Origin of the sequence: Psychroflexus gondwanensis ACAM 44 (assembly GCF_000355905.1) — a bacterium.
In the GTDB taxonomy this organism is placed as follows: domain Bacteria; phylum Bacteroidota; class Bacteroidia; order Flavobacteriales; family Flavobacteriaceae; genus Psychroflexus; species Psychroflexus gondwanensis.
On record NZ_APLF01000017.1, the window covers coordinates 30,990 to 47,402 of the forward strand.

Consider the following 16,413-nt stretch of genomic DNA (forward strand, 5'->3'; position numbering starts at 1 on the left):
TGAATAAAGACCTTGAAACAAGTTCAAGGTGACCAGAGAAGTTTTGAAGCGGTTTTTTCTTTGAGCTAATCACTAGATTATTATTCTTTGACTTCTTTTTTGGTGGTAATTTTTATTAAACCATCCACTTTTTTGGGGTCATAACCAGCTTCTTTTAGGTCATAAGGCGATTTAATAAAGTCAAAAGATTTGATTTGTTCAGGTTTATAATTATTCAACGATTTTCCATTTACCTTTTCGCCATCCACTATATAAATAAGCTTTTTGTCAATTGAATTAAGCTCACGCCTATGCTTCATATAAGCATTTTCTGATTCTGATGTATTGTTAGTATTCTCTTTTTTGGTGTTGATTTTAATTAATCCGTCAATGTCTTTGGGGTCATAACCCGCTTCTTTTATGTCGTTAGGTGATTTTATAAACTCCATAGATTTGATTTGGTTAGGCTCGATTTTATTTGATGATTTTTGATCTATTTCCTTACCGTCAACTATGTAAATGACAGATCCATGCTGGTTCAATGCTGATCTATACTTATCTTGAGAATTTTGAACTTGAGACGCATTTTCCGCACTCCCTTTTTTACTGGTGATTTTAATTACACCTTTAATAAAATTTGAATTATAACCTTCGGCTTTAAGTTCTTCTGTAGATTTTAGGAGTTCTACAGATTCTATTTCATTTGTGTTGATATTCACAGTTTTTCCTCTTTCTGCCTTAACACCATCCACAAATATGACCATATCTTGATTGTCATATTTACTTTTAAAATCTAAGAAAGATCTTTTAGGCTTAGTAGATGCATTTGAGAGAGAAATGTTTTTAGCTCTTAAAGACTCCTTTGGAGTTTCTGATACTTTGAAATCAGTTATTTTCATCATGGTAACTTTATATTCAGATGTTAACCTAATAAATATAGACTCTTCAAAAACCCTGTCTACTGGTTTGATTTTAAGTTCTTTAACCAACTCTAACACGTCTGAAAAATAAGGCTGGGAAAATTCAGATTTTGTCGTTATAGATAAGGTCTTAGATTTATCATCATATTGATATTCTTCAACTGGAATATAATTGCCAACCAGTTCTTCTTTATCTATCTTTTTCCCATTAATGATAAAGTTCTCTGCATTCTTTATCGTCTCATAATTCTTTGCTGAATCCATTTCTGATTTAGATTTAGTTCCTACTCCAAATGGAATCTCGGCATCTTTAGAGAAGTCTCTGAAGAAATAAACCGGCCTTGAAGCAACATCAGAAGAACTTACAGACCCACTGAAACCATCATTGGTCTCTACAGCCAAGGAAATTGATAATAATTTACCCTTAGCTCCAAATCTGACTTCAGAAAAGGTCATATCAATATCAAAATCTTCTTTTAGAAATGAAACGTCAGACTCTATCTCTTCTAGAGTAGTATTAGCATCGTAAATGACTTCAACCTTCGTGATCTTAGCGTCTGAAGTTGTCACCGATTCTTTAATCTGAGCCTTGGTTTCGACTTGAAAAAGAAGAAAGAAAACGACTAATAAAGGAGAAACGATAAACAGTTTCCAAAGCGATTGTGTTTGATTGTTTTTGTTGAGCATAGCGATTCTTTTTTTAATGGGGGATTGATGAAAGGAATGTTGCAATTGCGATTTGAAATGTTGTTCTGTTATTTTATACAGCGTCATTTGATAGTCTGCTTTTGCAGTTTCTGATACTGCTTTGGCATCAGCTTCGTATTCTAGATTTAAGACTAAACTTTTTTGATATAACCAGGCAAACGGATTGAACCAAAAGAAACTATTATAAATATGTGACAAAAGAATATCAAAACTGTGTTTATAGACCACATGTGCTTTTTCATGAGCTAAAATGAGTTTCATTTCTTCTTCAGAATAGAGGTTTGGATCATAAACAATATAATTCAAAAATGAAAAAGCACCTTCTGGAATAGATTGATTGACGTGAATAAAGCCCTCTTTTTTAAATGCTTTAGAACGGTTCAAAACCTTTAAAAGTTTATAGAATTTGATCAATAAAAAGGCTATAAATAGTAAGGAAATACCCACGTATATAAGTTCGATGACGGAATTTTCAGTCATAAAAGACCATAACAATTCCATTCTAGTTCTTGAAATTTCAGTAGTGGCAAATTCAGAAGAAATTGGAATAATGCTAGACGCTGTAAAATTGATTTCTTCAATTTTCGTAAATGTAAAGAGCGGTAAAATCAAGCTTAACATATATCCCAAATGAAGGTAAGCTCGCTTTAATCTATGGTAAGTTTCGGATTCCAAAAACAGGCTGTAAATCAGCCAGAATAGAGTTAAAATACAAGAAACTTTAGCTAAGTATATCAATAAGTCCATTAGCTCTTGTTTTTGATGAGTTCTAAAATATCTTCGAGGTCTTTTTCGGTTATTTTTTCCTGTTGAGCAAAAAAAGACACCATGCTTTTATAGGAGCCTTCGAAAAACCGATTGGAATTTTGATCCATAACCGTAGCGCTATAGGTTTCTCTTTCTATAATAGGATAGTACTGATGGCTTTTACCAAAGGACGTATAGGACACAAAACCCTTCTCTTCCAATTGTCTTACGATCGTAGAAATAGTATTATAATGGTTCTTGCCTTGAAGTTCTGAAACGATCTCTTTAACAAAAGCCTTTTCGAGCTTCCACAAAACACTCATCACTTCTTCTTCTTTAAGGGTAAGTTTTTCCGGGTTTTTCATGAGGTGCTATATTTGTATTTCAAATGTAAACTATAAAATCAGTTATATAACTACGAATCCAGTATTTAAAATTTGAATGTCTTTGGACTATTTAAAAATAATGATCTTAGCCGGCAGGCCTCCTGTTTAGATTCTTTTGAAATTACTACCAAAATAAGAATTGAACGTATTAACTCAATTCTTAGAGAAACAGTTATCACTCAGCCTAGAAAAAGCTGCTTAAATATGGTATTATTTTCGGGGTAATCACTTTATAGAATTCCTTACATTTGACACAAACTAAAACGCATGCCAACCTGGGAATCTCTTTTATCACTTAAGCGCCAAGGCGACACCAATAAACGCATACGCAAAGAACAAGATGATACCCGTTTAGGGTTTGAAGTCGATTACGATCGCGTTATTTTCTCTTCAGAGTTTAGAAGTTTACAAGATAAAACTCAAGTGATTCCCTTGTCTAAAACCGACTTTGTTCATACGCGATTAACCCATAGCCTAGAAGTTTCTGTTGTTGGTAGATCTTTAGGCCGTTTGGTAGGAAAAAAGATCTTAGAGAAACACCCCCAATTACAAGGCACTCACGGTCATCACTTCAACGATTTTGGAGCAATTGTAGCTGCTGCTGCCTTAGCTCACGATATCGGAAACCCTCCTTTTGGGCACAGTGGAGAACGAGCTATTGGAGATTATTTCAAATTTGGAAATGGCAAACGATTCAAATCAAAATTATCGGATGTTGTTTATCAGGACTTATCCAAGTTTGAAGGGAACGCCAACGGTTTCAAACTCCTTTCCGATGACAAATATGGTTCCCCGGGCGGTCTTCGGCTTTCCTATGCAACTTTAGGAGCCTTTACCAAATACCCAAAAGCCTCACTTCCTCACAAACCAACCCAACAAGTCGCGGATAAGAAGTTTGGATTCTTTCATCAGCAACAGGAAAAGTTTCAAGATGTTGCAGAGGAATTGGGCTTACAAAAAGTTATGGAAGGAGATAATATTCGCTACAAACGTCATCCTTTAGCCTTTTTGGTAGAAGCGGCAGATGATATTTGTTATACCATTATCGATTTTGAAGATGGAATCAATCTAGGTTTAATTCAAGAGGAGTTTGCCTTGGAGTATTTGTCCAAAATTGTTCATAAGAACATAAATACAACCAAGTATTCACAGCTTTCTACTACCAAAAATAGAATTAGCTACCTAAGATCTTTGGCCATAGGCGCTTTAATTGAGGATGCTGTCGCTCTTTTCATGGAGAATGAAGAAGCTATTTTAAATGGAGATTATCACACGGCTTTGCTGGACAAATCCACTTACAAGGTTCAAATAGAGGATATTATCAAGATCAGTATTAAAAACATTTACCAAAGCCAGGAGGTGTTGGACAAAGAGATTGCTGGCTATAAAATTTTGACTAAGATTTTAGATGATTTTACCACGGCTGTAGAACATGAGCATGCTGGGGAGGCAAGCAATTTCGATAAATTGATTCTAAAAAATTTCCTCAAAGACTTTGATTTTTCTGAATCTAAGCTCGAGGATTGGCTTATAGATGTATGTTCTCACGTCGCTTCACTTACCGACAGTAATGCCCTTAGAACTTACCGTAAATTAACAGGAAGTGACTTATAGAAACTAGCCCAAGCTCTCGAGATCCTAAGCAAAAAGTTTAAAACTAACTATGTGACCGGTTCACTGGTACATTGGTCAACTAGTAAAAGGGTTCACTCCTACATTATTGCGATAAAAACTCTTTTAAAGTGCTCAAAAGCACCTCTGGATGTTCAATATAAGACATATGGCCGCCCGGTAAAACTTCAAGTCTAGTATGCGTGGCCTGAGCAACAGCTCTTGTTGCATCAACATCTATAACTCCGTCTAGAGCCCCTAAGATTATTAGACTCTTATCGTGCATTTTTTTTAGTACTTCTATTCTTTCTTTTCGATCTCGTAAGCCTTTCAGCGTATTGATAATTCCTTTTTGTGAACAGTGTTTAGCTTCAAGGATAGCGATATCGATTTCAGAAGAAAATCGGTCTTGGTCTTGGGGTAAAAATAAGTGTTTTACAGCCATAGCTACAAAAGCTTGCGGGTATGTTTGTATCATCGCTATCGCTCTATTCCGCTCTTGCTTCCGAATATCAGAATCGGCTAAAGGGGTAGAATTTAAAAGTAGCAGTTTATTGATTTTGCCTGAAACCCTTCCAAAGCTCGAATCAGCTAAAGCTAAAGCCACATAACCTCCCATAGAATGACCAATGAGGCTAACTTGTTGAAGATTTTCAAATTGGATTAGGGCTAAAAGGATTTCGGCATAATCCACCATTGTATGGATATATCCAATCGCTTCGGTCTCGCCATGGCCTGGCAAATCTATCGCCAAAACCCTATAGTTTTTAGAAAGCCCACTTTGAAGAGTAGTCCACATATTTTTATTTTCTAAAAACCCGTGGATTAAAATAAGAGGCTCGCCAACACCTATAGAGGAATAGTGAATTGACGTTTGTTTATAAGTGAATGTCATAGATTAAAAGACTACCTCTTAGCATAATTTTGTCATCCTGAACTCGTTTCAGGATCTACATTCATTTTTCAGTCTCAAATTAAAGATTCTGAAATAAACCTGCCTGGTTGAAACATTCAGGCAGGTTCAGAATGACAAATAATTTATATATGGGCAGCGTCAAATTTTATTTATAAAACGTGTTCCTGTTTCTTCTTAAGAATTCATCAAATCCTCTATCTCATCCATTTCGATAGGAATATTAGCCATCAAATTCTTGGGAGCACCCTTTTCTTGTATAACCACATCGTCTTCTAGACGTATCCCCATATTTTCCTCTGGCAGATAAATTCCTGGTTCCACAGTGAAAACTTGGTTGGCTTTCATCGGTTCGTTAAGTAGACCATAATCATGTGTGTCTAGCCCAATATTATGAGAAGTCCCGTGCATAAAGTATTTTTTATAGGCAGGCCAATCCGGGTTTTCGTTTTGAACATCTGCCTTGTCTAATAGTCCAAGATTTAGCAACTCGGAGGTCATTAGTTTCCCCACCTCAACGTGGTAATCTTTCCAAATAGTACCAGGAACCAATAGATTGGTGGCTTCTTTTTTAACTTTATTTACCGCATTATAAATTTGCTTTTGTCTAACACTGAACTTTCCAGATACAGGAATAGTACGAGACATGTCACTTGCATAATTCGCATACTCAGCCCCAACATCTATCAAAATCAAATCACCAGCTTTCAACTGCTCTTTATTTTCTATGTAATGAAGTACAGTTGCGTTTTTCCCTCCTGCAATAATAGGTGTATAGGAAAAGCCTCGAGATTTATTCATCAAAAATTCATGCATAAACTCAGCTTCCAACTCATACTCCCATTGGCCTGGTTTGGTATAATCCAAAATTCTTCTGAAGCCTTTTTCAGTAATAGTGCAAGCTTTTTGCATCACCTCTAGTTCTAAAGGATGCTTGATAGAGCGCAAACGCTGTAAAATAGGATTGCTTTTGGCGACTTGATGGGCGGGATAATTTTCTTTTAACCACTTGTTAAATCGGTCTTCACGAGTTTGAGTAGCATGGTCTGCTCGATAGTGTTCGTTGGTATTCATATATACCAAGTTACATTGGGTCATCAATTCGTTAAAAACTTTCGGTAAGTCTTTCAACCAATACACCGTTTTTATCCCTGTGACTTTAAGCGCTTTTTCCTCATTGAGTTTTTCTCCTTCCCAAACCGCTATATGTGGATTGGTCTCTGTCAGAAATAAAACTTCTCTGTGCTTAGGATCTGGAGCGTCAGGGAATAACACCAAAATACTTTCTTCTTGGTCTACACCACTGAGGTAATAAATATTTCGATCCTGTTGAAAGGGAATGGTACTATCCGCACCAATTGGGTATGTATCATTAGAATTGAATACAGCTAAACTGCTAGGCAGCATCTGACTCATGAAATTTTTTCTATTCTGAATAAACAAATCAGATTTTATAGGTTCGTATCTCATAAACTTAAATTTTTTTCAAAGGTAAGAAATGGAAGGTAAAAATTGAATTTGTTAGGTTTTAAGTGGTAATTAAAGGTTTTCTTGAGACAAATTGGGTTATAAAACTCAAAGGTTTTCGTGAAATTGATTCAATAGGCTTTAAAATTATTCTAAATTATGGCTAAACAACTGGCTTTATTTGCTTGAGAGGTTTAGGTGGTGTATTTTTGTGCTAAAATCAAATTAAGACTAATGGCTGGAATAAGCAAAACATCAATAGCGAGGAAATTTGCTATGGCTCTATCAGGACTCTTTTTAGTCCTTTTTTTAGCTCAACATTTCACAATAAACTTTACATCGGTAGTAAGCCCGTCCACTTTTAATGAGATCTCCCACTTTATGGGGACTAATTTTGTGGTTCAGGCGATTTTACAACCTATTTTAATTTTTGGAGTTGTCTTTCACTTTATCATGGGATTTGTCCTAGATATTAGAAATAGAAAAGCAAGGTCTGTGAGTTATGCTAAATTTAACGGGGCTTCTAATTCTTCATGGATGTCTAGAAACATGATTATCTCTGGAAGTGTAGTATTGCTATTTTTAGGCTTACACTTCTACGATTTCTGGATCCCAGAACTGGTTCATAAGTACGTTGAGAGCCATCCCGATGATCCAACACGTTACTACGAGGAGACCGTAGCTAAATTTACTGGAGATCCAATTCGAACTGGCTTGTATGCATTATCATTTGTGTTTTTAATGCTTCATTTACTTCATGGCTTCGCCTCTTCATTCCAATCTATTGGTTTCAACAACATGTATTCAAAAGCGCTGAAAGTCTTTACAAAAGCTTTTGCAATTGTTATCCCAATGGGATTCGTTTTTATTGCGATATTTCACTACTTTAATAACTTATAAGCGAAAGGATTATGACAGTTTTAGATTCAAAAGTACCAGAAGGACCCATTGAGAAAAAATGGACCAAACATAAAAACGAAATCAATCTGGTTAATCCTGCCAATAAACGTAATATTGACATTATAGTTGTTGGAACTGGTTTAGCTGGAGGGAGTTCTGCAGCAACATTAGCAGAACTTGGATATAACGTGAAAACATTTTGTTTTCAAGATTCACCAAGACGAGCGCACTCTATTGCAGCTCAAGGTGGAATTAACGCTTCAAAAAATTACCAAGGTGATGGAGATTCTGACTACAGACTATTTTACGACACTGTAAAAGGTGGCGACTATAGATCTCGAGAAGGTAATGTCTACAGACTCGCCGAAGTATCTAGTAACATCATTGACCAATGTGTGGCTCAAGGTGTTCCTTTCGCAAGAGAATATGGTGGTTTGTTAGATAACAGATCCTTTGGAGGTGTATTAGTTTCAAGAACCTTTTACGCCAAAGGTCAAACAGGTCAACAGCTTTTACTTGGAGCTTATTCAGCAATGAATAGACAAATCAACAGAGGTAAAATTCAATCTTTCAATAGACACGAAATGATGGATTTGGTCCTAGTGGATGGAAAAGCAAGAGGAATTATCGCAAGAGATTTGGTAACTGGAGAAATTGAAAGACATTCTGCACATGCCGTGGTCTTAGCTTCTGGTGGTTATGGAAATGTGTTCTATTTATCAACCAATGCTATGGGTAGTAATGTGATGGCCGCTTGGAGAGCTCACAAGAAAGGAGCTTTTTTTGCAAATCCATGCTTTACACAAATTCACCCTACCTGTATTCCTGTTTCAGGAGATTTACAGTCAAAATTAACCTTGATGTCTGAGTCGTTGAGAAACGATGGACGTATTTGGGTTCCTAAACATATAAAAGACGCTGAAGCTATTCGAGAAGGCAAGTTAAAGCCAACGGAACTAAGTGAAGAAGATAGAGATTATTATTTAGAAAGAAGATATCCAGCTTTTGGAAACCTTGTTCCACGTGATGTTGCTTCTAGAGCCGCAAAAGAACGTTGCGATGAAGGTTATGGCGTGAACAGAACCGGCCAAGCAGTTTATTTGGACTTTAAAGCAGCTATTGAACGTTATGGTAAAGAAAAAGCCTTTACATCTGGACACAAAAATCCAGGTGAAGAAGAAATTATAAAATTGGGCGAAGAAGTTGTTGAGTCTAAGTATGGTAACCTATTTGAGATGTATGAGAAAATTACAGATCAAAACCCGTACAAAACTCCTATGATGATTTTCCCTGCGGTTCACTATACCATGGGTGGTCTTTGGGTAGATTACAACTTAATGACAACTATTCCTGGATGTTATGCTACTGGAGAAGCTAATTTCTCTGATCACGGAGCAAACAGACTAGGAGCTTCTGCCCTTATGCAAGGTCTAGCAGATGGCTATTTTGTTTTGCCATATACCATTGGTGATTACTTAGCAGATGATATTAGAACTGGTCGCATTTCTACAGACACTGAAGAGTTTGAGAAAGCAGAAAAAGAGGTAAAGGAAAGAGTTCAAAAACTTTTTGATGCCAAAGGCAAGAATCCTGTAGACTATTACCACAAGAAATTAGGAAAAATCATGTGGGACAAATGTGGGATGTCTCGTAACGTAAAAGACCTTAAAGAAGCCTTAGAAGAAATTAAAGAACTAAGGGATGACTTCTGGGCCAATGTAAGAGTAACAGGTAAACAAGGAACTAAAAATGCTGAATTAGAGAAAGCAGGGCGAGTTGCAGATTTCCTTGAACTCGGAGAACTTTTCGCTAAAGATGCTTTAGAAAGAAATGAATCTTGTGGTGGTCATTTTAGAGAAGAATACCAAACTGAAGATGGTGAGGCTTTAAGAGATGATGAAAATTATCGATTTGTTTCAGCATGGGAATATGTTGGTAACCCTAGAGATGCAAAACTTCACAAAGAAGAATTGATTTTTGAAAATATTGAATTAAAAACAAGAAGCTATAAATAATTGAATTATGAAGCTTAATTTGAAAATATGGCGTCAAGAAGATGCCCAAGATAAAGGAGGATTCCAAAAGTATACTGTAGATGGTATCGATGGAGATATGTCTTTCCTAGAAATGCTAGATGTTTTAAATAATACTCTAGTAGAGGAAGGGGTGGATCCTATCGAATTTGACCATGACTGTAGAGAGGGAATCTGTGGATCGTGTTCACTCCAAATTAATGGAGAACCTCATGGACCGGATAGACGTGTTACTACCTGTCAACTCCACATGAGAAAATTTAAGGATGGAGATGACATTGTTATAGAGCCGTTTAGAGCTACCGCATTTCCTGTCATTAAAGATTTAGTTATAGATAGATCTGCTTTTGATAGAATTCAACATGCCGGCGGTTACATATCGGTTAACACGTCTGGTAATACTCAAGATGCCAACAGTATTCCTATAGAAAAAGATAATGCAGACGATTCGTTTTATGCGGCGACCTGTATTGGTTGTGGAGCATGTGTAGCGGCTTGTAAAAACGCGAGTGCAATGTTATTTACTGCAGCAAAAGTCTCTCAGTTTGCTTTATTACCTCAAGGGGAAGTAGAAGCTCACGAACGTGTACTCAGCATGGTAGACCAGATGGATAAAGAAGGATTTGGTAACTGTACCAACACAGGAGCCTGCGAAATAGAATGTCCTAAAGGGATTTCTCTTGAGAATATCGCTAGAATGAATAGAGAGTATCTAGGAGCTAGTTTCTCTGGATAATTTCGATTTAAAATAAGTTATACTCATTAAGCTAAAAAAGCAGGAATTTGAAAAATTCCTGCTTTTTGGTTTGTAATGGATAGCTATAAAAGCTTACTTTCTTAATTAAAGAATATGTTCCTATACATGAAGGGAATTTTACCTTTAGCAGTAGACTCACACTCCTTAAGTGCTTTTTGATAGAGTGTCTTGAGAAGAGGGGGATTAATAACTTTAGCGTTGTACATCCATTGAAATAGCCAGCCCATAAGTTCCCTATTAATCCCACAATACATGGTCAATTGATAATTACCATTCACTTTTCTGACCTTTTGTGAAGGATGCCAATGGTGGTCTTCTATAAAACGACCGAGTGCGGAGGTAAATTCAATTTCTATATCGTAACACTTGTCGTCAATGTTTTTAGTAACACCGAATCGTTTATCAAGTTCAATATCTACAACCTGTTTTTGGGTTTCAAAATCCGAGGATGATCGACCAAGGTTAACGTGAGTCAACTGTCGAATTCCAAACACCTCCGGTTTTTCTGTTTTTATATTGAAACAAGCGACATAGTATGAGGATCTGTGATAAATGATCTGAACAGGACAAACAAATAACTGCGTAGTGTCTAAAAATAAATTGTCTCCAGTTTCATCATCTTGAATAAATCCTACTTCTAGACTTCTCCTTTGATGAATTGCGGTTTCAATAGATTCTAACAACTCAATTTTCGAAAAATTCAAATCTTGATGATAAAACCGAGTGTGTGAGGTGTGAGAAGAATTAAAACCTAAAAAGTCATGAGAAGGCTTGGACAGTGTCCTGATGTAAAAATATTTTTTGGAGTCTAAAAAATAACTTTTTAATTGGTCTTGATCAGTTAAGATAGCTTGCTCTATAGATTTCAAATCTCTTTGTAATTGTCTTTGAGATACAGTGAAATTTTTTTCATTCAGAAGCTTAAGTAAGTCTTCAGAGGTATAAGCATTTGACTTTAATATAAAAACGAGTATAGATAGGCGTTTTAAATAATCACTCATGATGAGACGTTTGATGTCGTTTTAGGAAATAAATGTATAAAAAATAACAATTAAATATAAATTTGAACAAAAAATATTATTTGCTGAAAACTTCATCCTATTCTCGGTAAATAAAAACACCTGCTGAATAGCAGGTGTTTTACTTTTTATAGGAATTGATGTTTAAGATCCATTTCCTATTATATTATGCCATTACGTTAGTTAACATGCTCAAGTGATTTTACACCTTCTAGCATTTCTTTAACAATCATGTTCAAGTCAAAATTATGTTTCCAATTCCAATCTTTTCTAGCTTCAGAATCGTCTATACTACTTGGCCATGAATCGGCAATATCTTGACGGAAATCAGGCTCGTAGTCAATTTCAAAATTCTCGATCTGCTGCTTAACCAACTTGGATAAATCATCTGGGGTAAAGCTCACTCCAGAAAGGTTATAGGACGATCTTACCTTGATGTCTTGGCCGGGAGCATCCATAATGGAAATTGTAGCCTTAATAGCATCATCCATATACATCATGGGAAGCGCTGTGTCTTTCGATAAAAAAGAAGTGTATTTAGAGTTTTTCAAGGCCTCGTGGAAAATTTCTATTGCATAATCTGTCGTTCCTCCTCCTGGGGGCGTTTTATAGCTTATAAGTCCAGGATACCTAATACTTCTTACATCTACTCCGTAGCGTTTGTTGTAATACGCACACCAACGTTCTCCAGCTTGCTTACTGATACCGTAAACCGTAGTCGGTTCCATAATTGTGCGTTGAGGGGTGTCATTTTTTGGAGTTGTAGGGCCAAACACAGCAATACTTGAAGGCCAAAACACTTTTGAAATCAACTTATTTTTAGCAAGGTTCAACACATTAAATAAGGAAGTCATGTTGAGGTCCCATCCTTTGTCTGGAAATTTTTCAGCAGTACCACTCAACATCGCTGCCATCATATACACTTTATCTATCTGATGAGTTTTTACGACATTTTCAAAATCTGAATAACTGGTAGCATCCAAGATTTCAAATGGACCTGAGTTTAGCTCTGGTGATGTTGGGCGCTTTATATCACTAGCAATAACCATATCATTACCGTGAATATCTCTAAGGGCAAGAGTTAATTCTGAACCTATCTGGCCACAAGCACCAACTATCAGTATTTTTGATGACATAAATAATATTTTTCTGCAAATTTAAGCTTTGAAAAGCATTTAGAAATAAAATATCCGTAATTATGAAAAACTTAGCCTATCAACCTCTAAATTTGATATTGAAAACATTTTATCATGTACATGAGGTTTAGACTTAAAATAATTGGGATTATCTTTTTTATAGTTTCCACTTTATCCTGTTCAGACAAAAAGGACAAAGAAGATACTAGCGAAGATAAAGCTAACATCAGTCAAGATCTGGGTAAGAAAATAGAGTTAGACAGCATTAAGCTTATTAAATTATCTCCACGCTCTAGAAAAGTAACCGATGATTGGATGATGTATGTGGCACTCAACTCTGAGATTGAACGTCTGGAAACCTATAGCATTCAAGATGTCATTGATAATTCTATGACTATTCGCTCAGTAACAGATTCTTTATCTGAAACTATACCCGAAATTTTTAAGACCAATGCCATCCTAGCGAGAGTAGTCACCTTAAAAACACATTCAGAATTACTAAGAGAAAACTCAACTAGAATTGAACCTGTCGTTTCAGAAATAAAAGAATTAAGTGCAAAGCTAAAGTTCGATTTTAGAAATCTCAATATTCAATTAAATGAAGTTTTTATCATCCAAGATAATCCTGGAGAAAAAGACACTCCTTAAAAGCAATTGGTCATGAAACTACTATTCACTTTTCTATTCGCCTGTCTAAGCTTATCATCTGTAGCACAAAAGAAGGTTATTGAACAGACGATCAACCAATGGCACAAAGCAGCAGAAACGGCTAATTTTGAAACCTATTTCAATTTAATGACAGAAGATGCGGTATTTGTAGGGTCTGATGCTTCTGAAGTTTGGAATTATAAAGCATTTAAAGCTTTTGCGAAACCCTATTTTGACGCTGGTAAAGCTTGGACATTTACACCTGTACATCGAACTATTTACCTAAGCCCCAATCAACAAATGGCTTGGTTCGATGAAACCTTAGATTCAAAACACATGGGCGTCTGTAGAGGGTCTGGTGTTTTAATGAAGCAGAAAGATAAGACTTGGAAAATAGCACACTATGTCTTGTCTATCGCTATACCAAATCCAGATGTGGATAAGGTCGTAAAGCTTAAAGAGGAATTGGATAAAGCTTACTTAAAAACAATCGATTAAGAAATTTTGAGAGAAATTATAAAAAGACGTATTTTTAGCCAACAAATTAAATAAACCATTATGAATAAAGTGAAAATACTGTTGATGTCATTCAGTGCATCAGCTTTACTTTTTTCGTGTCAGGATTCTAACAAAGAAGCCGATAACGAAGAGAAAGGGATTACCATGAAATACATGGACACAGCAGTGAACCCTCAAGACGACTTTTATAGCTACGTCAACGGAGGTTGGATGAAAACTGCAGAGATTCCAGATGATAGAACATCTTGGGGTGGTTTTCAAATCTTGAGAAAATCTACGGACACCGATGTTTTAGAGATTCTTAAAGAAGCTGAAAGCTCAGGAAAGTACGATGCAAATTCCGATCAAGGAAAAGCCATTCAAGTGTTTAACTCTATCATGGATACCGTTTCTAGAAACGGCGCTGGGATAAGCCCGATCACTAGGAAGCTTGATTTGATTTCTGAAATTAAGGACAAGAAGGATATTCAAAAACTTCTGGCAGAACAACCGACTTCTGTGTCTTCTCCGTTTTTTGGAGTTTCTGCTTATTCAGACCCAGATGATAGCGACGTGAATGTTGCTTACGTAGGAACTGGAAGTTTAGGTCTTCCAGACCGAGACTATTATCTTGAGGATGATGACAATTCAAAAGAGATTAGAGAAAAATACAAAGAGCATATCGTAAGCATGTTGACCTATTTTGGAGAATCTCAAGACGAAGCTAAATTTAAAGCTGAAACTATTTTAGCTCTAGAAACTAAGCTAGCAGAACCTAGATTGGATAAAGTTGCTAGAAGAGATTTTAGAAATTTCAATAATAGATATGCTGTAAGCGATCTTGGAGAAGTTGCTAAAAATATTGATTTGAAAACGTATATGACCGATTTAGGTATTGAAACGTTGCCAGATACAGTTTTGGTAATGGAACCTAAATACATGGCCGCTTTAGACGAATTGATGGCCGATACTTCTCTCGAAGATTTAAGAACCATGATGAGGTGGTCTACCATCAACAGTGCTTCAAACCAATTAAGCACCGATATCGCAACGACTAGCTGGGAGTTTTATAGCAAAACCTTAAGCGGTGCTAAAGCTCAACGCCCACTAGACGAAAGAGCTCTTTCTGTTGTAAATGGAAGTATTGGTGAAGCTGTAGGTAAGCTTTATGTGGATCAAAAATTCCCGCCAGAAGCTAAAGAAAAAGCTGAAAAAATGGTGGCAAATGTCATTACAGCTTTCAAAAACAGAATTAATGATTTGGAGTGGATGACTGCGGAAACCAAAACACAAGCCATTGAAAAGCTTAACAAATTCACTGTTAAAATTGGATATCCAGATGAGTTTGAGGATTACAGCGATCTTAAAGTGGTTCCTGAAAATACCTTCTACGAAAACATGCAAGCGGTATCTTACTGGAATTATTTGGATAATTTGAGTAAAATTGGGGAGCCTGTGGATAAAACAGAATGGGGAATGTCTCCTCAAACGGTGAATGCATATTTCAACCCACTTTATAATGAAATCGTTTTTCCTGCTGCTATCTTACAACCTCCTTTCTATGATTATGAAGCAGATGCTGCTGTCAATTATGGAGGAATAGGTGCTGTGATTGGTCACGAAATTTCTCACGCTTTCGATGATAGTGGGGCTAGATTTGATTCTGACGGAAACCTAAACAACTGGTGGACCGATGAAGATCTTGAGCAATTCACTGAACGAGGAAATAAACTAGCGGACTTATACAGCAGTGTAGAGGTTCTTGACAGCGTTTACATCAATGGTAAATTCACACTAGGAGAAAATATCGGGGATCTAGGTGGTATTTTAGGCGCTTATGATGGCCTAATGTTGCATTATGAGAATGAAGAAAAGCCCGGAAAAATCAATGGATTTACTCCAGAGCAACGCTTCTTTATGTCTTGGGCAACCGTTTGGAGAACCAAAGTAAGAGAAGAAGCTTTGAGAACACAAATCAAAACAGACCCTCATTCTCCAGGACAATATAGAGCGTATGTTCCACTACAGAACGTAGATGCCTTCTATGAAGCCTTTGACTTGAAAGAAGGAGACGGCTTATATATCGCTCCAGAAGATAGAGTGAGAATTTGGTAAGTCGATCATAAATTTAGCTTTTAAGCTAATTCAATTCATAACAAAGCGGTTGCAAATTCATTTGTAACCGCTTTATTTATTTAAGCCAGTTGGCCTGTCATCGTAACTATTGAGAAATTGTCCCGTTAGTGTTGTTTTTAGCGTGCCGTTAGGTACGCCCTATGATTTGGTTGTTGTCTTTCGACTTCCTTATGACTAGCTGCTGGTTTTCATGTTGTACCTGACGGCACAATCTGGTGATATGACGATGCTTTGTGCTACCTATGTTTAGTCCCTGACGGGACAATTGAGGTTGTTCTTTTTTTTTAAAAAAACACTATAAATCTTAATCCTTGTCCCGTGAGAGACTAGATCTCGGTAAAAAAAGATAAACGAAAAAAAAAGCGTGCCGTTAGGTACGCCCAATGGTTTGGGTATTGCTTTTCGACTTCCTTATGACTAGCCGCTGGTTTTTATGTAGCCCCTGACGCCACAATCTGTTGATAGGATTATGCTTTGTGTTATCTATGTTTAGTCCCTAACGGGACAATTGAAGTGTTTGTTTTTTTTAAAAAACACACTATAGATTTTGATTTT

General features: G+C 36.4%; 13 protein-coding genes. 7 read left to right on the plus strand and 6 right to left on the minus strand.

All coding sequences use genetic code 11. The features are described 5' to 3' along the window. Positions 1 to 80 precede the first annotated feature (80 nt). Positions 81 to 2,354: a M56 family metallopeptidase gene (locus tag PGOND44_RS12815; protein ID WP_003443350.1), complete on the minus strand. Its 2,274-nt coding sequence runs from the start codon at positions 2,352 to 2,354 to the stop codon at positions 81 to 83. Then, complete coding sequence (locus PGOND44_RS12820) at positions 2,354 to 2,719, minus strand: BlaI/MecI/CopY family transcriptional regulator (protein WP_003443353.1); 366 nt, start codon at positions 2,717 to 2,719, stop codon at positions 2,354 to 2,356. The genes PGOND44_RS12815 and PGOND44_RS12820 overlap by 1 nt, the downstream gene beginning before the upstream one ends. Before the next feature lie 288 nt (positions 2,720 to 3,007). Between PGOND44_RS12820 and dgt the strand changes: the two genes are divergently transcribed. Continuing rightward, positions 3,008 to 4,354, plus strand: coding sequence for a dGTP triphosphohydrolase (gene dgt, locus PGOND44_RS12825; protein ID WP_003443356.1), 1,347 nt, complete (start codon positions 3,008 to 3,010; stop codon positions 4,352 to 4,354). A 103-nt stretch (positions 4,355 to 4,457) separates the two neighbouring features. Here the strand turns inward: dgt and PGOND44_RS12830 are convergent, their stop codons facing one another. Both PGOND44_RS12830 and PGOND44_RS12835 read right to left on the minus strand, forming a co-directional pair. Next, on the minus strand, positions 4,458 to 5,246 hold the full coding sequence (locus PGOND44_RS12830) for an alpha/beta fold hydrolase (RefSeq protein WP_003443377.1): 789 nt from the start codon (positions 5,244 to 5,246) through the stop codon (positions 4,458 to 4,460). A gap of 195 nt (positions 5,247 to 5,441) precedes the next feature. Beyond that, positions 5,442 to 6,734 (minus strand): aminopeptidase P family protein, encoded by a 1,293-nt coding sequence (locus PGOND44_RS12835; protein WP_003443381.1) that lies wholly within the window; start codon positions 6,732 to 6,734, stop codon positions 5,442 to 5,444. 231 nt (positions 6,735 to 6,965) lie between these two features. Between PGOND44_RS12835 and PGOND44_RS12840 the strand changes: the two genes are divergently transcribed. The 3 genes from PGOND44_RS12840 to PGOND44_RS12850 are packed head-to-tail and all read left to right on the plus strand — an operon-like array spanning position 6,966 to position 10,400. Continuing rightward, a complete protein-coding gene (locus tag PGOND44_RS12840) occupies positions 6,966 to 7,631 on the plus strand; it encodes a succinate dehydrogenase cytochrome b subunit (protein ID WP_003443384.1) in 666 nt (221 codons plus the stop codon). An 11-nt stretch (positions 7,632 to 7,642) separates the two neighbouring features. After that, positions 7,643 to 9,646 carry a fumarate reductase/succinate dehydrogenase flavoprotein subunit gene (locus PGOND44_RS12845; protein ID WP_003443387.1) on the plus strand — a complete coding sequence of 668 codons (2,004 nt, stop codon included), beginning with the start codon at positions 7,643 to 7,645 and terminating at the stop codon, positions 9,644 to 9,646. A 7-nt stretch (positions 9,647 to 9,653) separates the two neighbouring features. Next, positions 9,654 to 10,400 (plus strand): succinate dehydrogenase/fumarate reductase iron-sulfur subunit, encoded by a 747-nt coding sequence (locus PGOND44_RS12850; protein ID WP_003443389.1) that lies wholly within the window; start codon positions 9,654 to 9,656, stop codon positions 10,398 to 10,400. 101 nt (positions 10,401 to 10,501) lie between these two features. Here the strand turns inward: PGOND44_RS12850 and PGOND44_RS12855 are convergent, their stop codons facing one another. Then, on the minus strand, positions 10,502 to 11,422 hold the full coding sequence (locus PGOND44_RS12855) for a WYL domain-containing protein (protein WP_003443392.1): 921 nt from the start codon (positions 11,420 to 11,422) through the stop codon (positions 10,502 to 10,504). Between the two features lie 197 nt (positions 11,423 to 11,619). Next, positions 11,620 to 12,576, minus strand: a complete 957-nt coding sequence (locus PGOND44_RS12860) for an NAD-dependent epimerase/dehydratase family protein (RefSeq protein ID WP_003443395.1) — start codon at positions 12,574 to 12,576, stop codon at positions 11,620 to 11,622. A gap of 114 nt (positions 12,577 to 12,690) precedes the next feature. On the opposite strand from PGOND44_RS12860, the gene PGOND44_RS12865 reads away from it, so the two are divergent. The 3 genes from PGOND44_RS12865 to PGOND44_RS12875 are packed head-to-tail and all read left to right on the plus strand — an operon-like array spanning position 12,691 to position 15,837. Continuing rightward, complete coding sequence (locus tag PGOND44_RS12865; protein WP_003443397.1) at positions 12,691 to 13,224, plus strand: hypothetical protein; 534 nt, start codon at positions 12,691 to 12,693, stop codon at positions 13,222 to 13,224. 12 nt (positions 13,225 to 13,236) lie between these two features. After that, the gene (locus PGOND44_RS12870; protein WP_003443406.1) at positions 13,237 to 13,722 is read left to right on the plus strand and encodes a nuclear transport factor 2 family protein; all 486 of its coding nucleotides are present in this window, start codon (positions 13,237 to 13,239) and stop codon (positions 13,720 to 13,722) included. 60 nt (positions 13,723 to 13,782) lie between these two features. After that, positions 13,783 to 15,837, plus strand: coding sequence for a M13 family metallopeptidase (locus tag PGOND44_RS12875; RefSeq protein WP_040556158.1), 2,055 nt, complete (start codon positions 13,783 to 13,785; stop codon positions 15,835 to 15,837). The last annotated feature ends 576 nt before the right edge of the window (positions 15,838 to 16,413 follow it).